19 protein-coding genes and 2 pseudogenes are annotated in these 18,009 nt (G+C 62.1%); 8 read left to right on the top strand and 13 right to left on the bottom strand.

Annotated elements, in window-relative coordinates; all coding sequences use genetic code 11:
* Positions 1-159 precede the first annotated feature (159 nt).
* Positions 160-1,089, top strand: a complete 930-nt coding sequence (locus tag ACTJKM_RS07925) for a LysR family transcriptional regulator (RefSeq protein ID WP_058330054.1) — start codon at positions 160-162, stop codon at positions 1,087-1,089.
* Between the two features lie 44 nt (positions 1,090-1,133).
* Here the strand turns inward: ACTJKM_RS07925 and ACTJKM_RS07920 are convergent, their stop codons facing one another.
* The 4 genes from ACTJKM_RS07920 to ACTJKM_RS07905 form a co-directional block, all read right to left on the bottom strand.
* The gene (locus ACTJKM_RS07920) at positions 1,134-2,060 is read right to left on the bottom strand and encodes a fatty acid desaturase (RefSeq protein ID WP_440660156.1); all 927 of its coding nucleotides are present in this window, start codon (positions 2,058-2,060) and stop codon (positions 1,134-1,136) included.
* A gap of 209 nt (positions 2,061-2,269) precedes the next feature.
* A complete protein-coding gene (locus ACTJKM_RS07915; protein ID WP_440660154.1) occupies positions 2,270-3,076 on the bottom strand; it encodes a phosphate/phosphite/phosphonate ABC transporter substrate-binding protein in 807 nt (268 codons plus the stop codon).
* Between the two features lie 108 nt (positions 3,077-3,184).
* A complete protein-coding gene (locus ACTJKM_RS07910) occupies positions 3,185-4,027 on the bottom strand; it encodes a type 1 glutamine amidotransferase domain-containing protein (RefSeq protein WP_058330057.1) in 843 nt (280 codons plus the stop codon).
* A gap of 47 nt (positions 4,028-4,074) precedes the next feature.
* Positions 4,075-4,773, bottom strand: a complete 699-nt coding sequence (locus ACTJKM_RS07905) for a type 1 glutamine amidotransferase domain-containing protein (protein WP_440660152.1) — start codon at positions 4,771-4,773, stop codon at positions 4,075-4,077.
* A gap of 119 nt (positions 4,774-4,892) precedes the next feature.
* Here ACTJKM_RS07905 and ACTJKM_RS07900 point away from each other — a divergent pair, with 119 nt between their 5' ends.
* Entirely contained in the window at positions 4,893-5,780 is an 888-nt protein-coding gene (locus tag ACTJKM_RS07900) for a LysR family transcriptional regulator (RefSeq protein WP_058330059.1), read from the top strand.
* Positions 5,781-5,835: 55 nt separating this feature from the next.
* Here ACTJKM_RS07900 and ACTJKM_RS07895 read toward each other — a convergent pair.
* Positions 5,836-6,149, bottom strand: a pseudogene (locus ACTJKM_RS07895) (phosphohydrolase); the annotation flags it as partial.
* On the opposite strand from ACTJKM_RS07895, the pseudogene ACTJKM_RS07890 reads away from it, so the two are divergent.
* Positions 6,129-6,461, top strand: a pseudogene (locus tag ACTJKM_RS07890) (helix-turn-helix domain-containing protein); the annotation flags it as partial. The pseudogenes ACTJKM_RS07895 and ACTJKM_RS07890 overlap by 21 nt on opposite strands.
* 18 nt (positions 6,462-6,479) lie before the next feature.
* Here the strand turns inward: ACTJKM_RS07890 and ACTJKM_RS07885 are convergent.
* From ACTJKM_RS07885 to ACTJKM_RS07855, 7 genes are all read right to left on the bottom strand, one after another.
* A complete protein-coding gene (locus ACTJKM_RS07885; RefSeq protein ID WP_440660150.1) occupies positions 6,480-6,695 on the bottom strand; it encodes a hypothetical protein in 216 nt (71 codons plus the stop codon).
* A gap of 47 nt (positions 6,696-6,742) precedes the next feature.
* On the bottom strand, positions 6,743-7,153 hold the full coding sequence (locus ACTJKM_RS07880; protein WP_440660149.1) for an SRPBCC family protein: 411 nt from the start codon (positions 7,151-7,153) through the stop codon (positions 6,743-6,745).
* The gene (locus ACTJKM_RS07875) at positions 7,150-7,473 is read right to left on the bottom strand and encodes an ArsR/SmtB family transcription factor (protein WP_058322340.1); all 324 of its coding nucleotides are present in this window, start codon (positions 7,471-7,473) and stop codon (positions 7,150-7,152) included. The genes ACTJKM_RS07880 and ACTJKM_RS07875 overlap by 4 nt, the downstream gene beginning before the upstream one ends.
* Positions 7,474-7,767: 294 nt before the next feature.
* Entirely contained in the window at positions 7,768-9,972 is a 2,205-nt protein-coding gene (locus ACTJKM_RS07870) for a TonB-dependent siderophore receptor (protein WP_440660147.1), read from the bottom strand.
* Positions 9,973-10,154: 182 nt separating this feature from the next.
* A complete protein-coding gene (locus tag ACTJKM_RS07865) occupies positions 10,155-11,039 on the bottom strand; it encodes a helix-turn-helix domain-containing protein (RefSeq protein ID WP_058330064.1) in 885 nt (294 codons plus the stop codon).
* 106 nt (positions 11,040-11,145) lie between these two features.
* Entirely contained in the window at positions 11,146-11,568 is a 423-nt protein-coding gene (locus ACTJKM_RS07860) for a GNAT family N-acetyltransferase (protein WP_058330065.1), read from the bottom strand.
* Entirely contained in the window at positions 11,561-12,019 is a 459-nt protein-coding gene (locus tag ACTJKM_RS07855; RefSeq protein ID WP_058330066.1) for an Rrf2 family transcriptional regulator, read from the bottom strand. The genes ACTJKM_RS07860 and ACTJKM_RS07855 overlap by 8 nt, the downstream gene beginning before the upstream one ends.
* A 197-nt stretch (positions 12,020-12,216) precedes the next feature.
* On the opposite strand from ACTJKM_RS07855, the gene ACTJKM_RS07850 reads away from it, so the two are divergent.
* Positions 12,217-13,188 carry an alpha/beta fold hydrolase gene (locus ACTJKM_RS07850; RefSeq protein ID WP_440660144.1) on the top strand — a complete coding sequence of 324 codons (972 nt, stop codon included), beginning with the start codon at positions 12,217-12,219 and terminating at the stop codon, positions 13,186-13,188.
* 51 nt (positions 13,189-13,239) lie between these two features.
* Here ACTJKM_RS07850 and ACTJKM_RS07845 read toward each other — a convergent pair whose 3' ends face one another.
* A complete protein-coding gene (locus ACTJKM_RS07845; protein ID WP_113512142.1) occupies positions 13,240-13,977 on the bottom strand; it encodes a glutathione S-transferase family protein in 738 nt (245 codons plus the stop codon).
* Positions 13,978-14,270: 293 nt separating this feature from the next.
* Here ACTJKM_RS07845 and ACTJKM_RS07840 point away from each other — a divergent pair, with 293 nt between their 5' ends.
* The 4 genes from ACTJKM_RS07840 to ACTJKM_RS07825 all read left to right on the top strand — a co-directional run bounded on the left by ACTJKM_RS07840 (position 14,271) and on the right by ACTJKM_RS07825 (position 17,984).
* Complete coding sequence (locus tag ACTJKM_RS07840) at positions 14,271-14,744, top strand: VOC family protein (RefSeq protein WP_440660143.1); 474 nt, start codon at positions 14,271-14,273, stop codon at positions 14,742-14,744.
* A gap of 242 nt (positions 14,745-14,986) precedes the next feature.
* A complete protein-coding gene (gene yghU, locus ACTJKM_RS07835) occupies positions 14,987-15,901 on the top strand; it encodes a glutathione-dependent disulfide-bond oxidoreductase (RefSeq protein WP_065373937.1) in 915 nt (304 codons plus the stop codon).
* 10 nt (positions 15,902-15,911) lie between these two features.
* Positions 15,912-16,289, top strand: a complete 378-nt coding sequence (locus tag ACTJKM_RS07830; protein ID WP_057255252.1) for a hypothetical protein — start codon at positions 15,912-15,914, stop codon at positions 16,287-16,289.
* A 354-nt stretch (positions 16,290-16,643) separates the two neighbouring features.
* Positions 16,644-17,984, top strand: coding sequence for an ABC transporter substrate-binding protein (locus ACTJKM_RS07825; RefSeq protein WP_058330070.1), 1,341 nt, complete (start codon positions 16,644-16,646; stop codon positions 17,982-17,984).
* Positions 17,985-18,009 lie beyond the last annotated feature (25 nt).

The raw sequence follows: 18,009 nt of genomic DNA, 5'->3' as shown, positions 1-18,009 counted from the left end.
TGCGCGCGTGGCATTTGCGCACTCAATCTGGAGTAATTTTGTCATCTTTCTATAGCCAAATTTTCCGGCATTCCAATAACTCGGCACGGGATTTTTCAGAACTTTCAGTTATAATATCGGTGCTCAGCATCGTTTTCAGTTATTGCATTGCGAGGCCCCATGTCGGCTCCAAAATCGCCACGCGCCGCGACCTTTGAACTTCGCCACCTGCGCTATTTCATCGCTCTCGTGGAGGAAAAGAATTTCGAGCGGGCCGCCGCCCGGCTCGGCATTGCCCAGCCCGGCCTCAGCCAGCAGATCCTCAATCTGGAAAGCCTGGTCGGCATCCCGCTGCTGAACCGCGCGAAACGTTCCGTGCAGCTGACACTGTCCGGGCAATTGCTGTTTGACGAAGCCCGAAAGATCGTCGCCCAGGCCGACCTCGCGCTGTCGGAACTGCAACGCGTCGGCCGGGGCCAGACGGGCAGAATATCGATCGGCTATGTCGCCTCGGCCGCCTATTCGGGCGTGCTGACGGAATCGCTGACTGCCTTCCGACAAGAATTTCCCGACATCGAGCTTCAGCTTGTCGAGATCGAAATGCGCCAGCAACTCACGATGATCTCGGAAGGCGAACTCGACTTCGGCTACATTCGCCCGCCAGCGCCGATCCCGGCCGGCCTGACGACGACCACCGTGTTGCGCGAGCCGCTGGTGGTGGCGCTGCCGGAGGCGCATCCGCTCGCCGCCCAGCATGCGATCGATCTCGCAGCGCTCTCGGACCAGACCTTCATAACGCCGCGCCAACCCGCCGATGTCGGCTTCCACTCCAATACGCTCGACGCCTGCAAGGACGCTGGGCTCACGCCAAAGGTCAGCGCGACGGGCCGTGACTTCACCACCATCATGAGCATGGTCGCCGTGGGGCTCGGCATCGCGCTCGTGCCGCAGTCGCTGCAATGCCTGCAGCTTCCCGGCGTCCGCTATGTTTCACTGGCGCGAAACCGCGTCACGTCGGACCTCGCCGTCGCCTACCGCAAGGTCGAAGGCTCGGCGGCCGTGCGCGCCTTCGTAGCCCACCACCGGGCACGCCACGGGCGAGGCGCCTAGGGCTTCGCGCAGACTTTCGCGAATGGCGGCGCGCGTCCGTAACGTCAGAGATGCTGCGGATGGCGCGGATCATCATGCGGCTTCAGAAGGAAGCGACGGGCCACATCGCGATAGCCGCGATAGACGAGGCCGCCGTTGATCGCCAGCAGCGCACGTCTGTGCCGGCGATAGAGCGCCGGGATCTGGTACCAGGGAATACCCGGCCGCTGGTGATGCAGCACATGCAGGTTGTTGTAGAGAAACAGGAGACCGAAGAGCGGCGTGTCTTCGACGATCGCCGTCCGTTCCTCGTGATGGCCGGCATAACGATGTTCCGCATAGGAGCGAAGCCTGGTCAGTGCGGCACCGACATAGACGAAGCCGACGAGATAGAGCCAGAGCGGCATGCCGCAGACCGCGACGACCCAGGCGAGCACGACGGCGACGCCTGCCCCGTGCGAGAGCCAGATCCTTGCCCGCTCCCTGTCACCCCGCACGATCAACACCAGTTCCTGTGCGAGGAAGCTCAGGATCATGACCAGCGGCCCGAGCGTCAGCCGGCCGAGCAAGGTCGTGTTCCAATCCGCAAGCTTCCGCCCCACCTTTCCCATGCCTTCCCAGGCGGCCCGGGTGAAATAGGAGGACTCCGGATCCTCGATCGGATCCGTCAGGTGTTCGTCGCGATGGTGGACGAGGTGGCCTTCCAGATAGATCGCATAGGGTAACCAGAGGGAGAGCGGCGGCCACCCGATCGCGTCGTTGATGCGCTGATTGCGCGTCGGGTGCGCGTGGATGACCTCATGCTGCAGCGACCCGTGCCAGGCAATGAGCCAGCCGCCAAGACCGATCACGAGGACAATCGGAAGCGACTGCCAGAACCAGGTCAGAGCGAGAAAGCCACCATAGATGACCACGGCCAGAGCAACGGTCTGCCATTCGACGCGGGCGATGGCAGTTAGGTTCGATTGTGGGGGCAGCGTATCAGTCGACATGCGGTCTCCGGCCGGAAAAGGCGATAGATTTCAATCGCCAATATAAAAAGCCGGCCAATGGGAACGCGCCGCATGGCTTTGCGGCGAAGCCACGCAAACGGGAATACTGCTTGCGCCAAACGCCGCAGCCGTAAAATATTTATTCTATGTAATTTATATTCTATTTCGGCCGTTGTGTTCGCAACAGGTCGCCATGTGCCGATGAACCGTCAGGCGATCGTCGGGTATCCTTGACCGGCAGCATCGCGATCAAGCGCCGCCAGGGCCTCGTAATCACTGTCGCCGAGCAGGCTGATACCGCGCAGCGATAGCGTATCGCAGATCTCGGCAAGCGCCGGATCTGCAATGATCTCCGCAAGCACGCGGCGCAGCAGCACGAAGTCTTTTGCCGGCGTAGATGCCGCGGTGATGAAAGGCAGACCCGGACCCTTTTTTGTCTCCGCCAGAATGCGCACGCCAGCGACGCGATCGGGGTCGAAGCGCAAGGTGTTGCCGAAGGTCACGCAGTCGATCGCCGCGATGTCGGCGACCCCGCTGGAAACCGCGTCGATGCTCGCCACATGGCCGCCGGTCTGAAGCACCGACGAGAAGAACCGGCCGTCGATCGCATGGGGCGCCACAGAGGCGCGAAACAGGTTGTAGCCGGAATTGCTGCCGGGATCGTTGATCGCCGCGCGTGCCCCCCGCAGATCTTCGATCGAGCGCGCTGGGGACTTGGCGTTGACGATGATGAAGCTGCATTTGAGCGGACCATCGCAGCCCGGCAGTCCGTAGACCGGCGTCGCGACCAGTTGCACCTGACCGCGCAGGCGCTGGACATAGGGATAGCCGCAGGTCTGGCCGAACAGGAGGTCTGGACGAAGCCACGCCTCGTCATAACGCGTATCCTCTTGTAGAGCCGCAGGCGCATCGACCCCGACGGCGCGAAGGCGGTCCGCCAGCGCCTCCCAGAACTGCCGCGTCGCATCCTTCAGCGGCGCCGGACTGACATACATGGCAAGACTTGCGATGGGCATGAGCGACCTCGGAGCAACCTCGTGAAGGCGATCGAAAACCTATGCACATAGACTTAATTCGCAAACGAAATCTAAGCGAGCCCCGATGGCCGCCCTCAAGACAGGAGTCTATTGGACGCGCTTCAGGATCTCTGCCGCGACCTCCGTGGCGCTCGCCGGGTTCTGGCCGGTGATCAGTTCGCGGTCGACGATCATGTTCGGCTGGAAGGGCGTATCACCGTTGGCGATTGCGCCGCCAGCCAAGGTTAGCGCATCCTGCGGATAGAACTTCATCTCGCCGCCCTTCAGCAGCGGCTTGGCCATTTCTTCCTCGCCATTGCTGAAGACCGTCATCCGATAGCCGGCATAGATCCAGCCGGCATCGGCGGCAGCCTGACGGCCCGCTGCCAGTTCGCCGGTAAACGCAACCGACTCGGACAGTGTCGACAGAAGCGCGATCGGCCCGTGGCACATCAGGGCGGTCGTCTTGCCGCTCGCGTGAAAATGCCGAAGCAACTCGCCGAGGTCCGCGTCGACAAGCAAATCCTGCATCGGCGCATGCCCGCCCGGAACATAGACGGCATCGAAATGGTCGTAGCCGATCTGTTCCACCCGCGACAGACTGACAACCGGTGTCTCCGCCGGCGAGGTGATCTTGAGCTTGCCGAGCAGCGCTTCGCTTTCCCGCATCGCCGTTTCATCGCCGCCGAAATACATCCTGTCGATAGACGTGCGGTCGACGCTGGGGGCCATGCCCTTCGGCGTCGCAAAGGTCACCTCATGACCGGCGTCCATGAACGCCTTTACCGGCTGCATCAATTCGTTGAGGTAGAAGCCGGTCTCGAAAACCTTGCCATCCTTGAGGTCCAGGCTGTTTTCATCCGAAAGCACGACCAGGATATTGCCGGCATGCGCGTGCGTGGCGCCGAGGACGATTGCCATCGTCGCCGTCAGGGTCATCAGCATTTTCATTTTTATATCTCCAAATGGAAGTCTCACGACCTCCTGCAACTGGGTTTTCAGGCGACAAGAACGTCACGAAGGGCCTCGCCGACGCCTGTGGCGGACTGCGGATTCTGGCCGGTGATCAATCGGCCATCGACGACCACCTTCGACGTCCAGTCCGGCGCCGGGTGATGCCGCGCGCCGCGCTCTACGAGCGTGCTGGCGAGCAGGAAGGGCACGGTCTTGTCGAGACCGACGGCGCGTTCTTCTGAATCGGTGAAGGCGCTGACATTACGACCGGACACCAGGTAGCTGCCGCCGGAAAGCTTGACGTTTACGAGCGCCGCCGGGCCATGGCACACCGCCGCGACAGCACCGCCGGCCTCGAAGATCGAACGGGTCACCCGGTCGACCGCGCCGCTTTGCGGCAGGTCCCACATGGCGCCGTGGCCGCCGGGGAAAAAGATCGCAGCGTAGCGCGAGGGGTCGACCTCATCGAGCTTGGCGGTCGTGCGGATCGCGGCGCGAAACGCCTCGTCGTTCCAATAGCGCTGGTTGATCGTGTCTTCGAGATCGAGACCGTCGATCGGCGGTTCACCCCCTTTGATCGACGCGAATTCGACGGAGATCCCAGCCGCTTCGAGCACGGCCAGCGGGTGCGTGACCTCACCGAGATAGAAGCCGGTCGGCTGGCCACCGTCGCCCTTGGTGCCGTGGCTGGTGAGAACGAAAAGCACGGGTTTTCCGGCTATCGGGGCTGTCTCCGTCATCATCACTTCCCTTTTTGGAATGGGCCCGACGTCGCGGGCGTTGCTGATGGCGTCTATTTATTATCTCCGATTTCGGCGATAAATTCGCTTAGAAGGAAATGATTTGGTCTTGAAAGGCAAAGATGCGCCGCTTCGATCACCTCGCCGACGTCGAGGCTTTCATCACGGTCATGGACAGGGGTTCGATGACGGCCGGCGCCGTGGCGCTCGGTACGACGCCTTCGGTGCTGAGCCGGGCAATTACCCGGCTCGAAACGAAACTCGGAACGCAGTTGCTGCGGAGAACGACGCGGCGCATCAGCCTTACGGAAGCGGGACGCACCTATCTGGAACAGGTCCGCGCAGCCTTCGAGACGATCGATCAGGCGGAGCGGGCCGTTCAAGGCACAGGCATTCTGGCCGGTCGGGTCCGCCTCAGCGTTTCCACCACCTACGGTCATTTCCGCCTGCCGGAAAAGCTGACACGCTTCGCGCTGAAGCACCCGTCGGTCATCGTCGAACTGTCAGTGGCCAACCGCAACGTCGATCTGGTCGCGGAAGGCTACGACCTGGTCATACGACTCGGCCAACTTCCCGATAGCGGCATGATCGGGCGAAAACTCGAGGACGCACCGCTAAGGTTGGTGGCATCTCCCGCCTATGTGGCGCGGCGCGGGCTGCCACGCTCGATCGACGATCTTACGGCACATACGTGCCTGCCCTTCATCATGCCGAGAACCGGCCGTCCCGGGCCGTGGCTGTTCCGGGTCGATGGGAATGACATCGACTGGGTGCCGCACGGTCCTGTCCATATCGAGGATGATGTGCTCGGCACCGTATCCCTGGCAGAGGCGGGCCTTGGCATATGTCAGACCTATGACTTCGTCGTGCGCGATCGTCTGGCGCGGGGAAGCCTGGTCGAGCTTCTTCCTGAATTGGGCGGCCGGTCGCGTCCCTTCTCCCTCATCTACCCGCCGCATCGCCATCTCTCAGCCGCAACGCGAGCGTTGATTGACTGTCTTTTGGAGTAAGCTGATAGGCGCGGGGCTGCCGCAGGACATGCGGCCGCTCCGCGCACAGGACGCCTCAGCCGTGCCAGTGCGAGCAGCGGATCACGCTGCAGAAATTGCCGCGGTGGAAGTGCGGATCCTTGTCGGCGATGACATCGGCCTTGACGTTGCCGAAGGTCGTTTCGGGCTTGTGCTTGATGCCATCGTAGAAGGCCTGGATGATATCCTCCTTGAAATCAGGCGTGCGCGGAAGGCATTGACGACCGCTTCGCGCTCGGCGTCGGAATATTGCTTGTAGGTGAGACCGAGCACGTCCATCTCGACACCGGCGGTCACGAGCGCCACGACCGGATGCATGTGCTCGGGCACGCCCGGCGTGGTGTGCAGCGCTGGATCGCGGCCAATCCCGCGCACGATCACAGCGTTGCAAGCCTCGCCAGCCGGATGGATCTCAGCCCGCGCCATTTCTCCCGACTCTTCCGCAGCGAGGTCGGCATCACGCCGGCAACCTGGGTCGAGGAGGCGCGGGTCAACGCTGCCCGCCGCCTTCTCGAGCAGGGACACGAAGCCCCCAAGCAGGTCGCGGCTCAATGCGGCTTTGCCGATGCCGATACGCTGCGCCGTGCCTTCATGCGCCATGTCGGCGTGACGCCGGCAGAGTACCGAAAGCGCTTCGCCAGCCCGGCTCTTCCGGCCGGATAAACTGGCAGGCTGCCGCCCCTACTCGGCCGCCTGAATCCTCTCTCGCGGCTTGCTCAGATAGGGCAGCGCGAAGAGATAGAGGCCGGTCGGCACAAGCACGGCAAGCGGCGGCAGTGGCATGAGATAGACCCATTCGGGAAGCGTCGTCAGAGCCATGCCGGCAAAGATCGCCGCAACGGCCAGCGAGAAAAGCACCGACGTCCAGCGATGGATTGTTCGGATGAGAGAGGTCATTTCCAGCACCTCGTTGATTGAGAAACGGTCCTGAAGCCGGGAGATGGTCAGTCGAGCTTTGCGACAACTTCGGCCAGTTGGTCGATGAAGCGTCGCCACCCGACGGTTGCGCCCTGGTAGTAAGACTTCTGATCCGCCTTGAAGCCGCGCTGTTCCATACGCAAGTTGGTGCCGCCGTTGGTGGGAACGAGTGTCCAGGTGACGACGCTGGCGAGATCTTTTGTGTCCCAGCGATAGGCGAGCGAGCGGTCCTTCTCGATCGTTTCGACTTCGCAATCGACCTGTCCCCAGTCGGCCGAAAGCGTGAAGCGACGGCCCACTTCGGGCACGAAATCGTTCCGCATCAGCCATTCGGCAATCAGATGGGGCTGGGTCAGCGCGCGCCAGATCTTTTCCGGCGCATGAGAAAATTCGCGTTCGACCACGACAGAGCGTGTTGTTTCGGTTGTTTCGTTCATTGGTCCATTCTCTTTAGTAAATCATCGAGATCATCGAAACGCTCCTGCCAGAAGCTGGCCATCTCGGTCGTCCAATCGACCAGGGTGGCAAGAGCTTCGCGCTTGGCGCTGTAATAGGTGTAACGGCCTTCGTGCCGATCGTGCACGAGCCCTGCCGCCTTCAGGATCTTCAGATGTTTGGACACGACCGGCTGCGAAACCCCGGCATCGGCCAGCAATCCGACGACCGTCGTATCTCCTTGGCGGCAGAGGTGTTCGAAGAGCCCGCGACGTGTGGGATCTGCAAGCGCCCGAAATACCGCATCCTGCAACTGCGACATGTCTCATACCCAATTGGCTATGGGATGACAAATAGCCAATTGACTATGCGTTTGTCAAATGCTTTGCGGAAACCCGTTTTCCAGGTCGGTCCGTCCGCGGAATTGGAGCACGTAGGCGAGAGATCAGCTACTTCGAGGAGACGTCGATCGCCTCGCCGATCGCGCAGAAATGCCCGCCCGCGACATAGCAGCCGGGCGGCTCGCCAGGCAGTGGTTGTGGCGCAGAAACGACGCTCAACCTGTCCGCGAAGTCGCGCAGGGCCGGTACACTCCGGCCCCGGCCATGGGCTCAGTCTACCAAGTCTTGCTGAGCTTGAGCGTGACGGTCCGGGCGTCGCCATAACCGCACACGAGCACGCCACTGCAGCCGCTCACATATTCCTTGTCGAAAAGGTTGGTGACGTTGAGAGCGGCACCCCAGCCATCCTTTTCATAGCGCAGCCCGGCATCGAAGACCGTCGAGGAAGGCACCTTCGCCGTGTTCTCCTTGTCCGCCCAGCTTTCGCCGCGGTAGCGAACGCCGGCACCGAGGCTGACGCCCTCGAGCGCGCCCTGCTGCACAGTGTAGTCGACCCACAACGAGGCCTGCGCATCGGGAGCGAGATAGGGCGACTTGCCGACCAGCGCTCGGTTCGCGTCCTCGGTCACCTCTATGTCCATGAAGTCGAGGCCGGCAATCACCTTCCAGCTTTCGTTGAGATTGACCTTGCCCTCGAACTCGATGCCGCGGGAGCGCACCTCGCCCGTCTGGGTGGAAATGCTCGTCAGCGGATCGGTGACGAGAGCATTGCGTTTGGTCAGCTGGTAGATGGATGCCGTCAGCACGCCATCAAAGAAGGACGGCTCGTACTTGACGCCGGCCTCGAACTGCTCGCCCTCCTCCGGCTTGGTGTTGCCGGTCGCCGTCACCGCCACGATCGGATTGAAGAAGGTGGCAACGCTGACATAGGGGGTCAGGCCATTGTCGAATTCATAGGCAAGCCCGGCCCGGCCGCTGACGGCGCCCTCGCTGTAGTCGAAGCTCGAGTTTTGCGTGGGGGCCCAGAAGGTGGGACCGTTGTCGGTCCTGGTGTCGACATAGTCGTATCGGCCATTGAGCGTGACCAGCCAACCGTCGCCGAAACGAATCTGATCCTGCGCGTAGACGCCAAGCTGCTGCTGGGTGATCACCTGGTTGATATAAATGGCGTTGGCCGGCTGCGGTGCTCCGTAGACCGGATTCGTGGCGCTGATCGGTGTTCCCGCCGACGATGCCTGGACGTGGTCCAGGCGGAATAGCTTGTAGTCGAGTCCGACCAGCAGCGTATGATCGAGCGCGCCAGTCTCGAATTCGCCGTCAAGACGATTGTCGACGCCGAACGTATCGACCTTGGAGGTCGCCTCAAAGCCCAGGCGATAAAGCAGATTGTCAGGCGTGGCGGGCGTCGGCGAAACCGGGAACGGCAGGCTCGGATCGTAATAGCCGTAGGTATACGGGCCGTTCTCATGCTTGTAGAGATGGCCGTAGCGCAGGTTCTGGCTGAACTGCCAACCGCTATCGAACTCGTGCTTGAACTCGTAGCCGAGCATCTGCTGCACATAGGTGCCGGTATCGATTGCCGGTTCGCCGAAGAACGCCTTGCGATCGATCTTGCCGAACGGCGCATCGACGACCGTACCGACATAGGGCAGGAAGCCGCCACCGGCATGGACCTGATCGAGGCCCTGCAGCAGACCGTAGACCGTCAGGCTGGTCGCATCGTCGGGCTCATAGGTGATCTGCGGCAGGATGAAGCCGCGCAGATCTTCCGAGTGGTCGGTGTAGTTGTTGCCGCCGGAGACCTTGCCGGTGACGCGGTAGTTGATCGCACCGTCCAATGGGCGGTTCACATCGATGCCAAGGAAGGCATTGCCATTGTTGTTGATGCCGGTCTCCACATAGGTGGAGGTCTCATCACTCGGCCGCTTGCTGATGAGGCTGACGATGCCGCCGGGATTGGCGCCGCCATAGAGCACCGAAGCCGGCCCTTTCAGCACCTCGACGCGCTCCAGCATGAAAGGATCGATCTGGAAACCGCCGAACCCATAGGAGAAGAGATTGAGGCCGTCGAGGAAGACGCCGGTCTGCGTCGCATCGAAGCCGCGGATGTAGAACCAGTCGGTATCCGGATCGACGCCGAAGGGCTCGGCCATCACGCCAGGCGTATAGCGAAGCGCCTCGTCGATCTTGTTGACGACGCCGCGATCGTCCAGCTCATCGCGGCCGATGACCGATACGGACTGGGGAATTTCGTTGATCGGCGTTGCCGACTTCGAGCCGGTGGTGGTCGCCTTGGCGACATAGCCTTCGACCGGACCGGTTGCGTCGTCTGCGGTCGCTCCAGCCTGGACCTCGATCTTTTCCAGCCGGGTCGCCGGCGCGTCCTGCGCCATCGCGGCGCCCGCCGCCAGAATTGCAATACCGGCTACCCCACCTGCCAGCCATTCGGCGAAACGTGCCGCCCTGCCACTCACCATCATCTCGTCATCGCCCTGAGCCGCCCATCGCGCCAATCCCCGGGGCGATATGCAGCGTTAGAAAGTAATCCCTATAAGATGAGTGTTTATATCAACTATTATGCCGGCGCTTGGAGCGATCCGGGACAATTGAACGATCCTGGGCTATTTACAGCGAACAACCGCCCACACCTGCGGGGATTTGCTCAGGCCAACCGGCTCCGCCGCCATTGCGCCGGCGTTGTGCCGACGACCTTGCGGAAGACCCGGGTGAAATGCGCCTGGTCGGAAAACCCGGTCTCGACGGCAATCGCCGTCAGCGACGCGTCGTTCCCGAGCAGGAGTTGCTTGGCCCGTTCGACGCGCGCATTCGTCTGCCACTGATGCGGCGCCATGCCGGTGGAGGCCTTGAAGGCATGGCTGAAATGCGACTGCGACAACCCGGCAAGCGCTGCCAATTCCTCGAGCCGAATGTTGCGACCGAAGTTCTCCTCGATGTAGTCGGCCACGCGGCGCATCTGCCAGGCAGCAAGCGGACTGCGCTTGCGCGGATCGGCGCGGTTGAGCTTCATCAGGTCGATGAACAGCGCGACCGTAAGGCCGTCCCCGTAGAGATCATGCAGGGGCTGCGGATTGAGGCACTCCGCAGCGATGAGCCGCGCGAGCTGCAGGAAACGCTCATCATGAAACATCAGCCTGGGTGCGTCGCAACGGCTGGCGTTAAGATCCTCCATCAGCCGTCGGCTGAGGACATCGAGATTGAAGTGCAGATCGAGATGGCGGATGTATTGCACGTCAACGACATCGGCCCAGATCTCCATGCCCGCCGGGATGTAGGAAAGCCCTTGTTCGCGATAGTTCTGCACGGTCCCGGGGCCGCCGGGCGAAAGCTTGACGTTGCAGCGGCTCCCACCCTGCGCATCGAGCACGATGAACATGCGCGGATCATCGGACACGTAGTGACCGCCCGCCCGCGCCTCGCATTCGACATCCCAGACGTCGGCGATGATCCCGTTCCATTCCCGGCGGCGCAAACCGCCGAGGACCTTGAAGCCGGAGATCTTGTTCTGCATCCGTGGCTGGAACGTCATCAATTGCCCAATGCTCGGGGAAATCAGAGGCCGCGCCTCGATCTAATTCCTTCCTTATTTACTCATCTTTAATTCGCAACGGAAGCCCCGATCGGACTCGCATTCGCTAATCCTGGCGAAGACGGATCAGGCCGGCATCTGTGGGAACGAACCCGCAGGCTTGAAGGTAAAAGTCGCGAAGATGCGCATCAAAGTCGACATGCAGCCACTCGCAACCCGACAGCCTTGCATTTGCCACCGCCTCGTCGACGAGCCGGCGGGCGTAACCCTTTCGCCGCCAGGGTGCGGGGACCATGGTGTCGAGCAGAAAAGCGTGCACACCGCCATCCCAGGCGACATTGACGAAACCGGCAAGCTTGCCCGAGAGACGCAAGCAAACCCAGCCGAGGCTGAAGGTGTTCACCTGTTTCCACCAATCGTCACCGGCAAGCGCGTGCTCGAAACACTCGGCATGCAGGCCATTCAACTCGGCATTCGCGAAGTCGCCGCGCCATACGAAACGCGGATGGTCAGCGCTGTTGTCAGCCATCATTTCTTCCGTCTTGGTGCCATGTCAGCTGCCTGTCCGCCGACAGGGCATGCTCCGCGATGATCGATAGCCTGAGCTTTGCGAACTCGTCCAGCAGAGTGCTCTCCGCCTTGTCGAAGGCCTGCACCAGGGCGGCGTTCGCCGCCCCCTCCACCGGACAGGTTGGATGATCTTCCGAAAGGCCGGCGGACAAAACCTCGCCTTCGTCGAGCGCTTTCTGGATGTCCAGGACCGTCAAGTCGTCCAGAGACCGCAGCAGCACCCATCCGCCACCTCGCCCTCCCTCGGAATCCACCACCCCCTTGCGCTTCAAAGCTGCCATCGTGCGGCGCACGACCACGGGATTGGTGTTCAGCATCTTCGCGATGGTTTCCGAGGTCTCGCGCCCGCCCAAAAGCCCCATATGGATGAGCACGTGGATCATGCGCGCCAGCCGGCTGTCTCGCTTCATATGCCACCCCCAAAGCGTAACTATTATTGTTACGCATACTTGACCTCACCCAATTCTGTAACTTAGATAATTACGGAATCAAGGGCCCAGGGATGCGAAGACGAACGATGTTGGCCGGTCTGTTGGCGGCCGCATGGCCGTGTAGCGCCGCGCCGAGCGCCATCTGCGGTACGACATCAAGAGCGGAAGGACCGAAAATGCCTGCTCGCACCATCGAGACGAGAACGATCCGGATGAATGTCGTCGAACAGGGAGAAGGGCCACTTGTCCTCTTCTGCCACGGCTTTCCGGAAACGGCCCACGCCTGGCGTCATCAAATCGCGGCGCTGGCCAAGGCCGGATTTCGTGCGGTGGCGCCGGACATGCGCGGATATGGGCATACGGAATGCCCCTCGGCGATCGACGAATACACCCTGTTTCACCTTGTCGGGGATATGGTCGCGCTCTTGGACGCCCTCGGCGCAGAGACCGCCCTCATCGTCGGCAACGACTGGGGCGCGACGGTCGCGTGGCAGGCGGCGCAGATGCGGCCCGACCGCTTCCGCGGCGTGGTCGCGATCAGCGTTCCGATGATGGCCCAGCCACCCGTGCCGCCAACCCGCATCTTCCCGCAGACCGATGAGGCACAACTCTACACACTCTACTTCCAGGAACCCGGCATCGCCGAGGCAGAACTGGAGCGGGACATTCGACAGGCGCTGCGGAAAATCCTCTTCGCCGCATCGGGAGAGGCCGGCCCGCGGCAAGCCGGAGACCAGACGCCAAATCCGTTCGGAATGGTCTCGCGGCGCGACGGGCTGCTCGCAGCCCTTCCCGATCCGCAGCAAATGCCGGACTGGCTGACCGCTGCCGACCTCGACGCCTATGCGGCGGCTTTCGCTCGCTCCGGTTTTCGCGGTGGCCTGAACTACTACCGCAACCTGGATCGCAACTGGCAACTGCAAGCGGCGCTCGCCGGCGTCATGGTCGATGTACCGGCCCTGTTCATGATCGGCGAGCGGGACACCGGGCTCAGCATACCGGGGATGCTCGATATCATCGATGCAATGCCCGGCCTCGTCCCCCAACTCAAGGGCAAGATCGTCGTGCCCGGCAGCGGACATTGGCTCCCGCAGGAGCGTCCGGACCTCGTGAGCGACGCGATCATCGATTTCGCGCGGCGCCTCTGACAGCGTGGCAGGTCGCGCGCCGCGACCATCGGCGCGCACCATCTTCGCGGCTCAGTCCGCAAGCGCGCCCGTCAAACGCAATACGTCCTCAAGCGGAACGAGACCTTTCATCGAACCGTTGCCGGCGGCAGGTTCGCCGTCTTCGATCGCCAATGCAAAGCGGAATGCGGGATCAGCCTCGATGCGTTTGCGCAGCGCATGGATGCGCGGGTAGTTCCGCTCATAGTCCTCAGGCTCGATCGCCTCGTGAAAATCCACCCAGCGCGCCACGCCGACGAACACGGCATCGGCCAGCGTCGGCCGGTCACCCAACAGATAGTCGCCGTCGCCCATCATCGCCTCGAGCTGCGCATGGCGCTTGGCGACAAACTCACGGCCGAAGACGCGGAGCGTTTGGCGATAGTCCTCCGAAGCCTCTTCCGCCTCCAGCGCCACCCACATGGGGAAGAAGGCACCGGTGAAACCGGTGTTGAGGAAAGCGATGAACTGATGCATGCGGTCGGCTTCGTAGGTTCCGGGCGTAAAGCTGATGCGGCGCTCATGGTCCCGCCCCTCGAGCCAAAGCGCGATCGCCATCGTCTCCGTGAGGACGCGCCCTTCGTCGGTGACCAACACGGGCGTTTCGACCCGGCCGTTCAGCCGCTGATAGGCCTCAGTACGCATTTCACCGAGCATGTCGACGCGGGTGAGGCGGTAGGGTTGGCCGAGCCATTCAAACGCGGTGACCAGTCCGGCGGAACTGCCGAGCGGAAAGCCCGCGGTGAAGATCGGTTCAGCGATAGTGTGCATGTCGGTTTCTCCATGGTTGATGCCATGGATATATCCGCGTGGACGCTACCTCTGTAGACTGCAGAAAATAGACTTATCGTTCACATATGTAGACGATAGATCTTGCGACGAATGGAAATCAGATCGTACACGATCGAACCGACGCGTAGAAGCCGCAAGCGGTGGCGTCGTCATCATCTGCGCTCAGCAAAGCGCACTAGCACTTTCGGGCTGGAGAAAACCGGGCTGCTGCTTATTTCGTATGAGACCCTATGGAGAGGGCCGCAAGCCTTCAACGCGAAAGGAACAAGGCTATGGCAAAGAACACAATCTGCCTCTGGTATCACAAGGACGCCGAAGCCGCTGCGCGGTTCTACGCCGAGGTCTTCCCGGACAGCCGTCTGACCGCAGTGCACCGGGCGCCCGGCGACTACCCGTCCGGCAAGGAGGGCGATGTGTTGACGGTCGAGTTCACCGTTGCGGGCGTCGCCTGTCTCGGCCTCAACGGGGGGCCGATGTTCAAGCACAACGAGGCCTTCTCGTTCCAGATCGCCACCGACGATCAGGAAGAGACCGACCGCTACTGGAACGCCATCGTCAACAATGGCGGCGAGGAAAGCGCGTGCGGCTGGTGCAAGGACAAATGGGGGATCTCCTGGCAGATCACGCCCCGGGTCCTGATGGAAGCGCTGGCGGCCGGCGGCGGCGAGGCAAAGCGCGCTTTCGAGGCCATGATGGACATGCGGAAAATCGACGTGGCCGCGATCGAGGCGGCACGGCGCGGTTGATGCTCCACCGCGGCGGGCGATCTGCCGCTGGTGTTCCCGCTGGCCAAAGCGGACATGCGCATGTCGAAAAAGTCGCACGTCTCCGAAACTTGCTTGCTAGCGCGCGGGCAGGAAGAGAAACCGTTTTTCTGGCAGGCACCGAAAGGACGGTATAGAACTGCGCGAAGCAGCTGGCCGACATCGCATGTTTTGTGACGTTGCTTGCCCGTTGGATATGCCTTTAGACGACAAGGACAGATTTCATGACCGAAAAATCCCCTGCTGACAATTTCCCTGCCGGCTACCAAGTTCCCAAGGTCTGGACCTGGGACAAAGGCAACGGCGGCGCGTTTGCCAGCATCAACCGCCCGATCGCCGGACCGACACACGACAAGGACCTGCCGGTCGGCAAGCACCCGCTGCAGCTCTATTCGCTCGCGACTCCGAATGGCGTGAAAGTCACGATCATGCTCGAAGAGCTTCTGGCGGCGGGCCATTCGGGCGCCGAATATGACGCCTGGCCGATCCGGATCGGCGATGGCGACCAGTTCGGTTCCGGCTTCGTCGACGTCAACCCCAACTCCAAGATCCCGGCGCTGACGGACCATCAGCCGAAGGGCGGCGGCGAGCCGGTCCGCGTCTTCGAGTCGGCCTCCATCCTCACCTATCTCGCCGAGAAATTCGGCGCCTTCCTGCCGAGCGAGCTTCGCGCCCGCACCGAGACCTTGAACTGGCTGTTCTGGCAGATGGGCTCGGCACCGTTCCTGGGCGGCGGCTTCGGCCATTTCTACGCCTATGCGCCGATGCAGATCAAATACGCCATCGACCGCTACGCCATGGAAGTGAAGCGCCAGCTCGATGTGCTCGATCGGCATCTCGCAGACCACCGGTTCCTCGCCGGCTCCGAATACACCATCGCCGACATGGCGACCTGGCCCTGGTATGGCAACCTGGCACTTGGCCAGGTCTATGGCGACGCTGGCACCTTCCTCGAGGTTCAGAGCTACGAGCACGTCCAGCGCTGGACGGCCGAAATTGCCGCTCGCCCGGCGGTCAAACGCGGCCGCATGGTCAACCGGCTGAGCGGCGATCCGGCCGAGCAATTGCATGAGCGTCACGACGCCTCCGACTTCGACACGAAGACTGAGGACAAGATCGTCGAGAAGCAGACCGCGTAAGGAGAACAGAATGGCCAAGCTGGCTGATATGACGAAACATCGGGGTTTTCCCTACGCCATGCCGGGCACGGGCATCCAGTTCGTCATCCGTCGGGCCAATCCCAAGGGGGCAACGCCGATCAAGGCGCTGCCTCGCCATGCCCGGCCGGGATCTGGGGCGCACCGCATCGATGCGGCCTTCCTCCACGCCCTCTGGCATCATTTCGGTGCGGAACCTTTCGAGCGCGGCAATCTCGATGCCGCCCGGCTGAACCTCCTGTTCGGACGCGAGGTGCTGCCGGTCGACAAGGATTTCGATCCCGTGTCCTATGAAGCGTTGCTCATCATCAACGAGAAGGTTGCCCGCCAGAGCTTCCCGGAATCGTTCGAGGACGTCTTCGAGGTATGACCGCTACGATTGGGCCTTGAGCGTCTGATCGCCTAGGCCCAATCGGCTTCCTCTGCCGTCTCCACGGGTTTGGCGCGCGCCGTTCCCGTATCGCCCAACCGGTCGGCGCGCCTTCCGGCTCTCCAACGACATTGATGCGACGATCGGGTCGCCTGAGAAATTCCTACCCCGACCGGCGGCTCGCCGCAGGAAAATCGTTCGCATATAATCCACAAAATATATGTATTATATGTATATCAAAGACCTCTTCTCCCCCATGATGCTGAAGCAAGGTCGCACGGCACAGGCCACCGGCCAACGGATTGGCGTGCGCCATCGCCGAGCGCCAGAACTCAGATCTCGACGGAGGATCCCATGTCCAGTTCCATTTTCGGCCAGGCCTATCGCCGCCGCAGCGTGCTGAAATCGCTTGCCGCCGCCGGCACCCTGCCCTTCATCGCCCCACTTGCCTCGTCGACGGCCCTTGCTTCCGGCAACAAGTACGCCGGGCGCACGATCAACCTTTTGATCATCCAGCCGCATGTCGTCACCGGCAAGAAGATCGCCGAGGACTTCGAGAAGCTGACCGGCGCCAAGGTCAATGTCACGGCGGTGCCTTACGACCAGGTCAGCGTCAAGGCGACGCTCGACGTGCAATCGGGTGCCAACCAGTTCGATGTCATCGACTATTTCTACACCTACAAGGGTCAGCTTGCCGAGGACGGCGTGATCGAGGACGTCACCGATCTTATCGAGCGCGACAAGGTCGAGATCCAGCCGGAAGATTTCATCCAGACCATCTACGACCAGTACACGCTGCACGACGGCCGCCGCTATGGCCTGCCCTATGACGGCGACAGCCACCTGTTGTTCTACAACCGCGAACTCTTCGACCGTTACGGCCTGAAGGCGCCCTCCACCTGGGACGAATACAACGAGAACGCCAAGGTGATCACCGAGGCCGAATCGAAGAACGGCATCTATGGCGCGGCCGTCCTGGGCGCCAAGATCCCGGTCATCATCCTCTCGACCTATGCCAACCGCCTGACCGGCTTCGGCGGCAACTTCCTGAAGCCGGACGGCACCTCCGCGCTTGACAGCACCGAGGCCGTCGAGGCCTTGAAGTCGCTGCTTGCTTCAGCGCCTCACGCGTTGCCGACCCCGCTCGAAACGCGCTTCGAAGAGGGGCTGCCTGCCTTTCTCAACGGCAAGGCGGCGCAGATCGATTTCTGGACCGATCTTGGCGGCTATGCCCAGGATCCCAAGGGCTCAAAGATCGTCGACAAATGGGGCGTGGCCCGCATTCCGACCGGCGGCAGCAACAAGACGCCGCGGCTTGCCTTCAACGCCGGCTTCGGCTTTGCGATCACCAGCGGATCCAAGAACAAGGATGTCGCCTGGGACCTGATCAAGCTCGCCACCAGCAAGGACTATCACGAGCAGCTGCTGACGCTGACCGGCTCTGGCATCGACCCGGGCCGCCAGTCCGGCCTGAAGTCGGAGAAGTTTAGGGCGTTCCAGCCGCTCGTACAGCCGCTGCTGGACGACGGCGCCTTGGAAAACAGCCTCGCCTGGCCGACGGCCGTCTATGCGCCGAAACTCGAAAACGCGCTGACCGACGAGCTGGCGCTGGCGCTCGCCGGCACCAAGAGCGCAGAACAGGCGATCGCCGATGCCCACCAGGCCTGGACCGAAATCATCGAAACCAACGGCTGATTGCTTGCGGGGCGTGCTCGCTTCC

Origin of the sequence: Ensifer sp. 22460, assembly GCF_052044935.1 — a bacterium.
GTDB lineage: Bacteria > Pseudomonadota > Alphaproteobacteria > Rhizobiales > Rhizobiaceae > Ensifer.
This window is presented reverse-complemented; position numbering and strand designations above follow the sequence as displayed.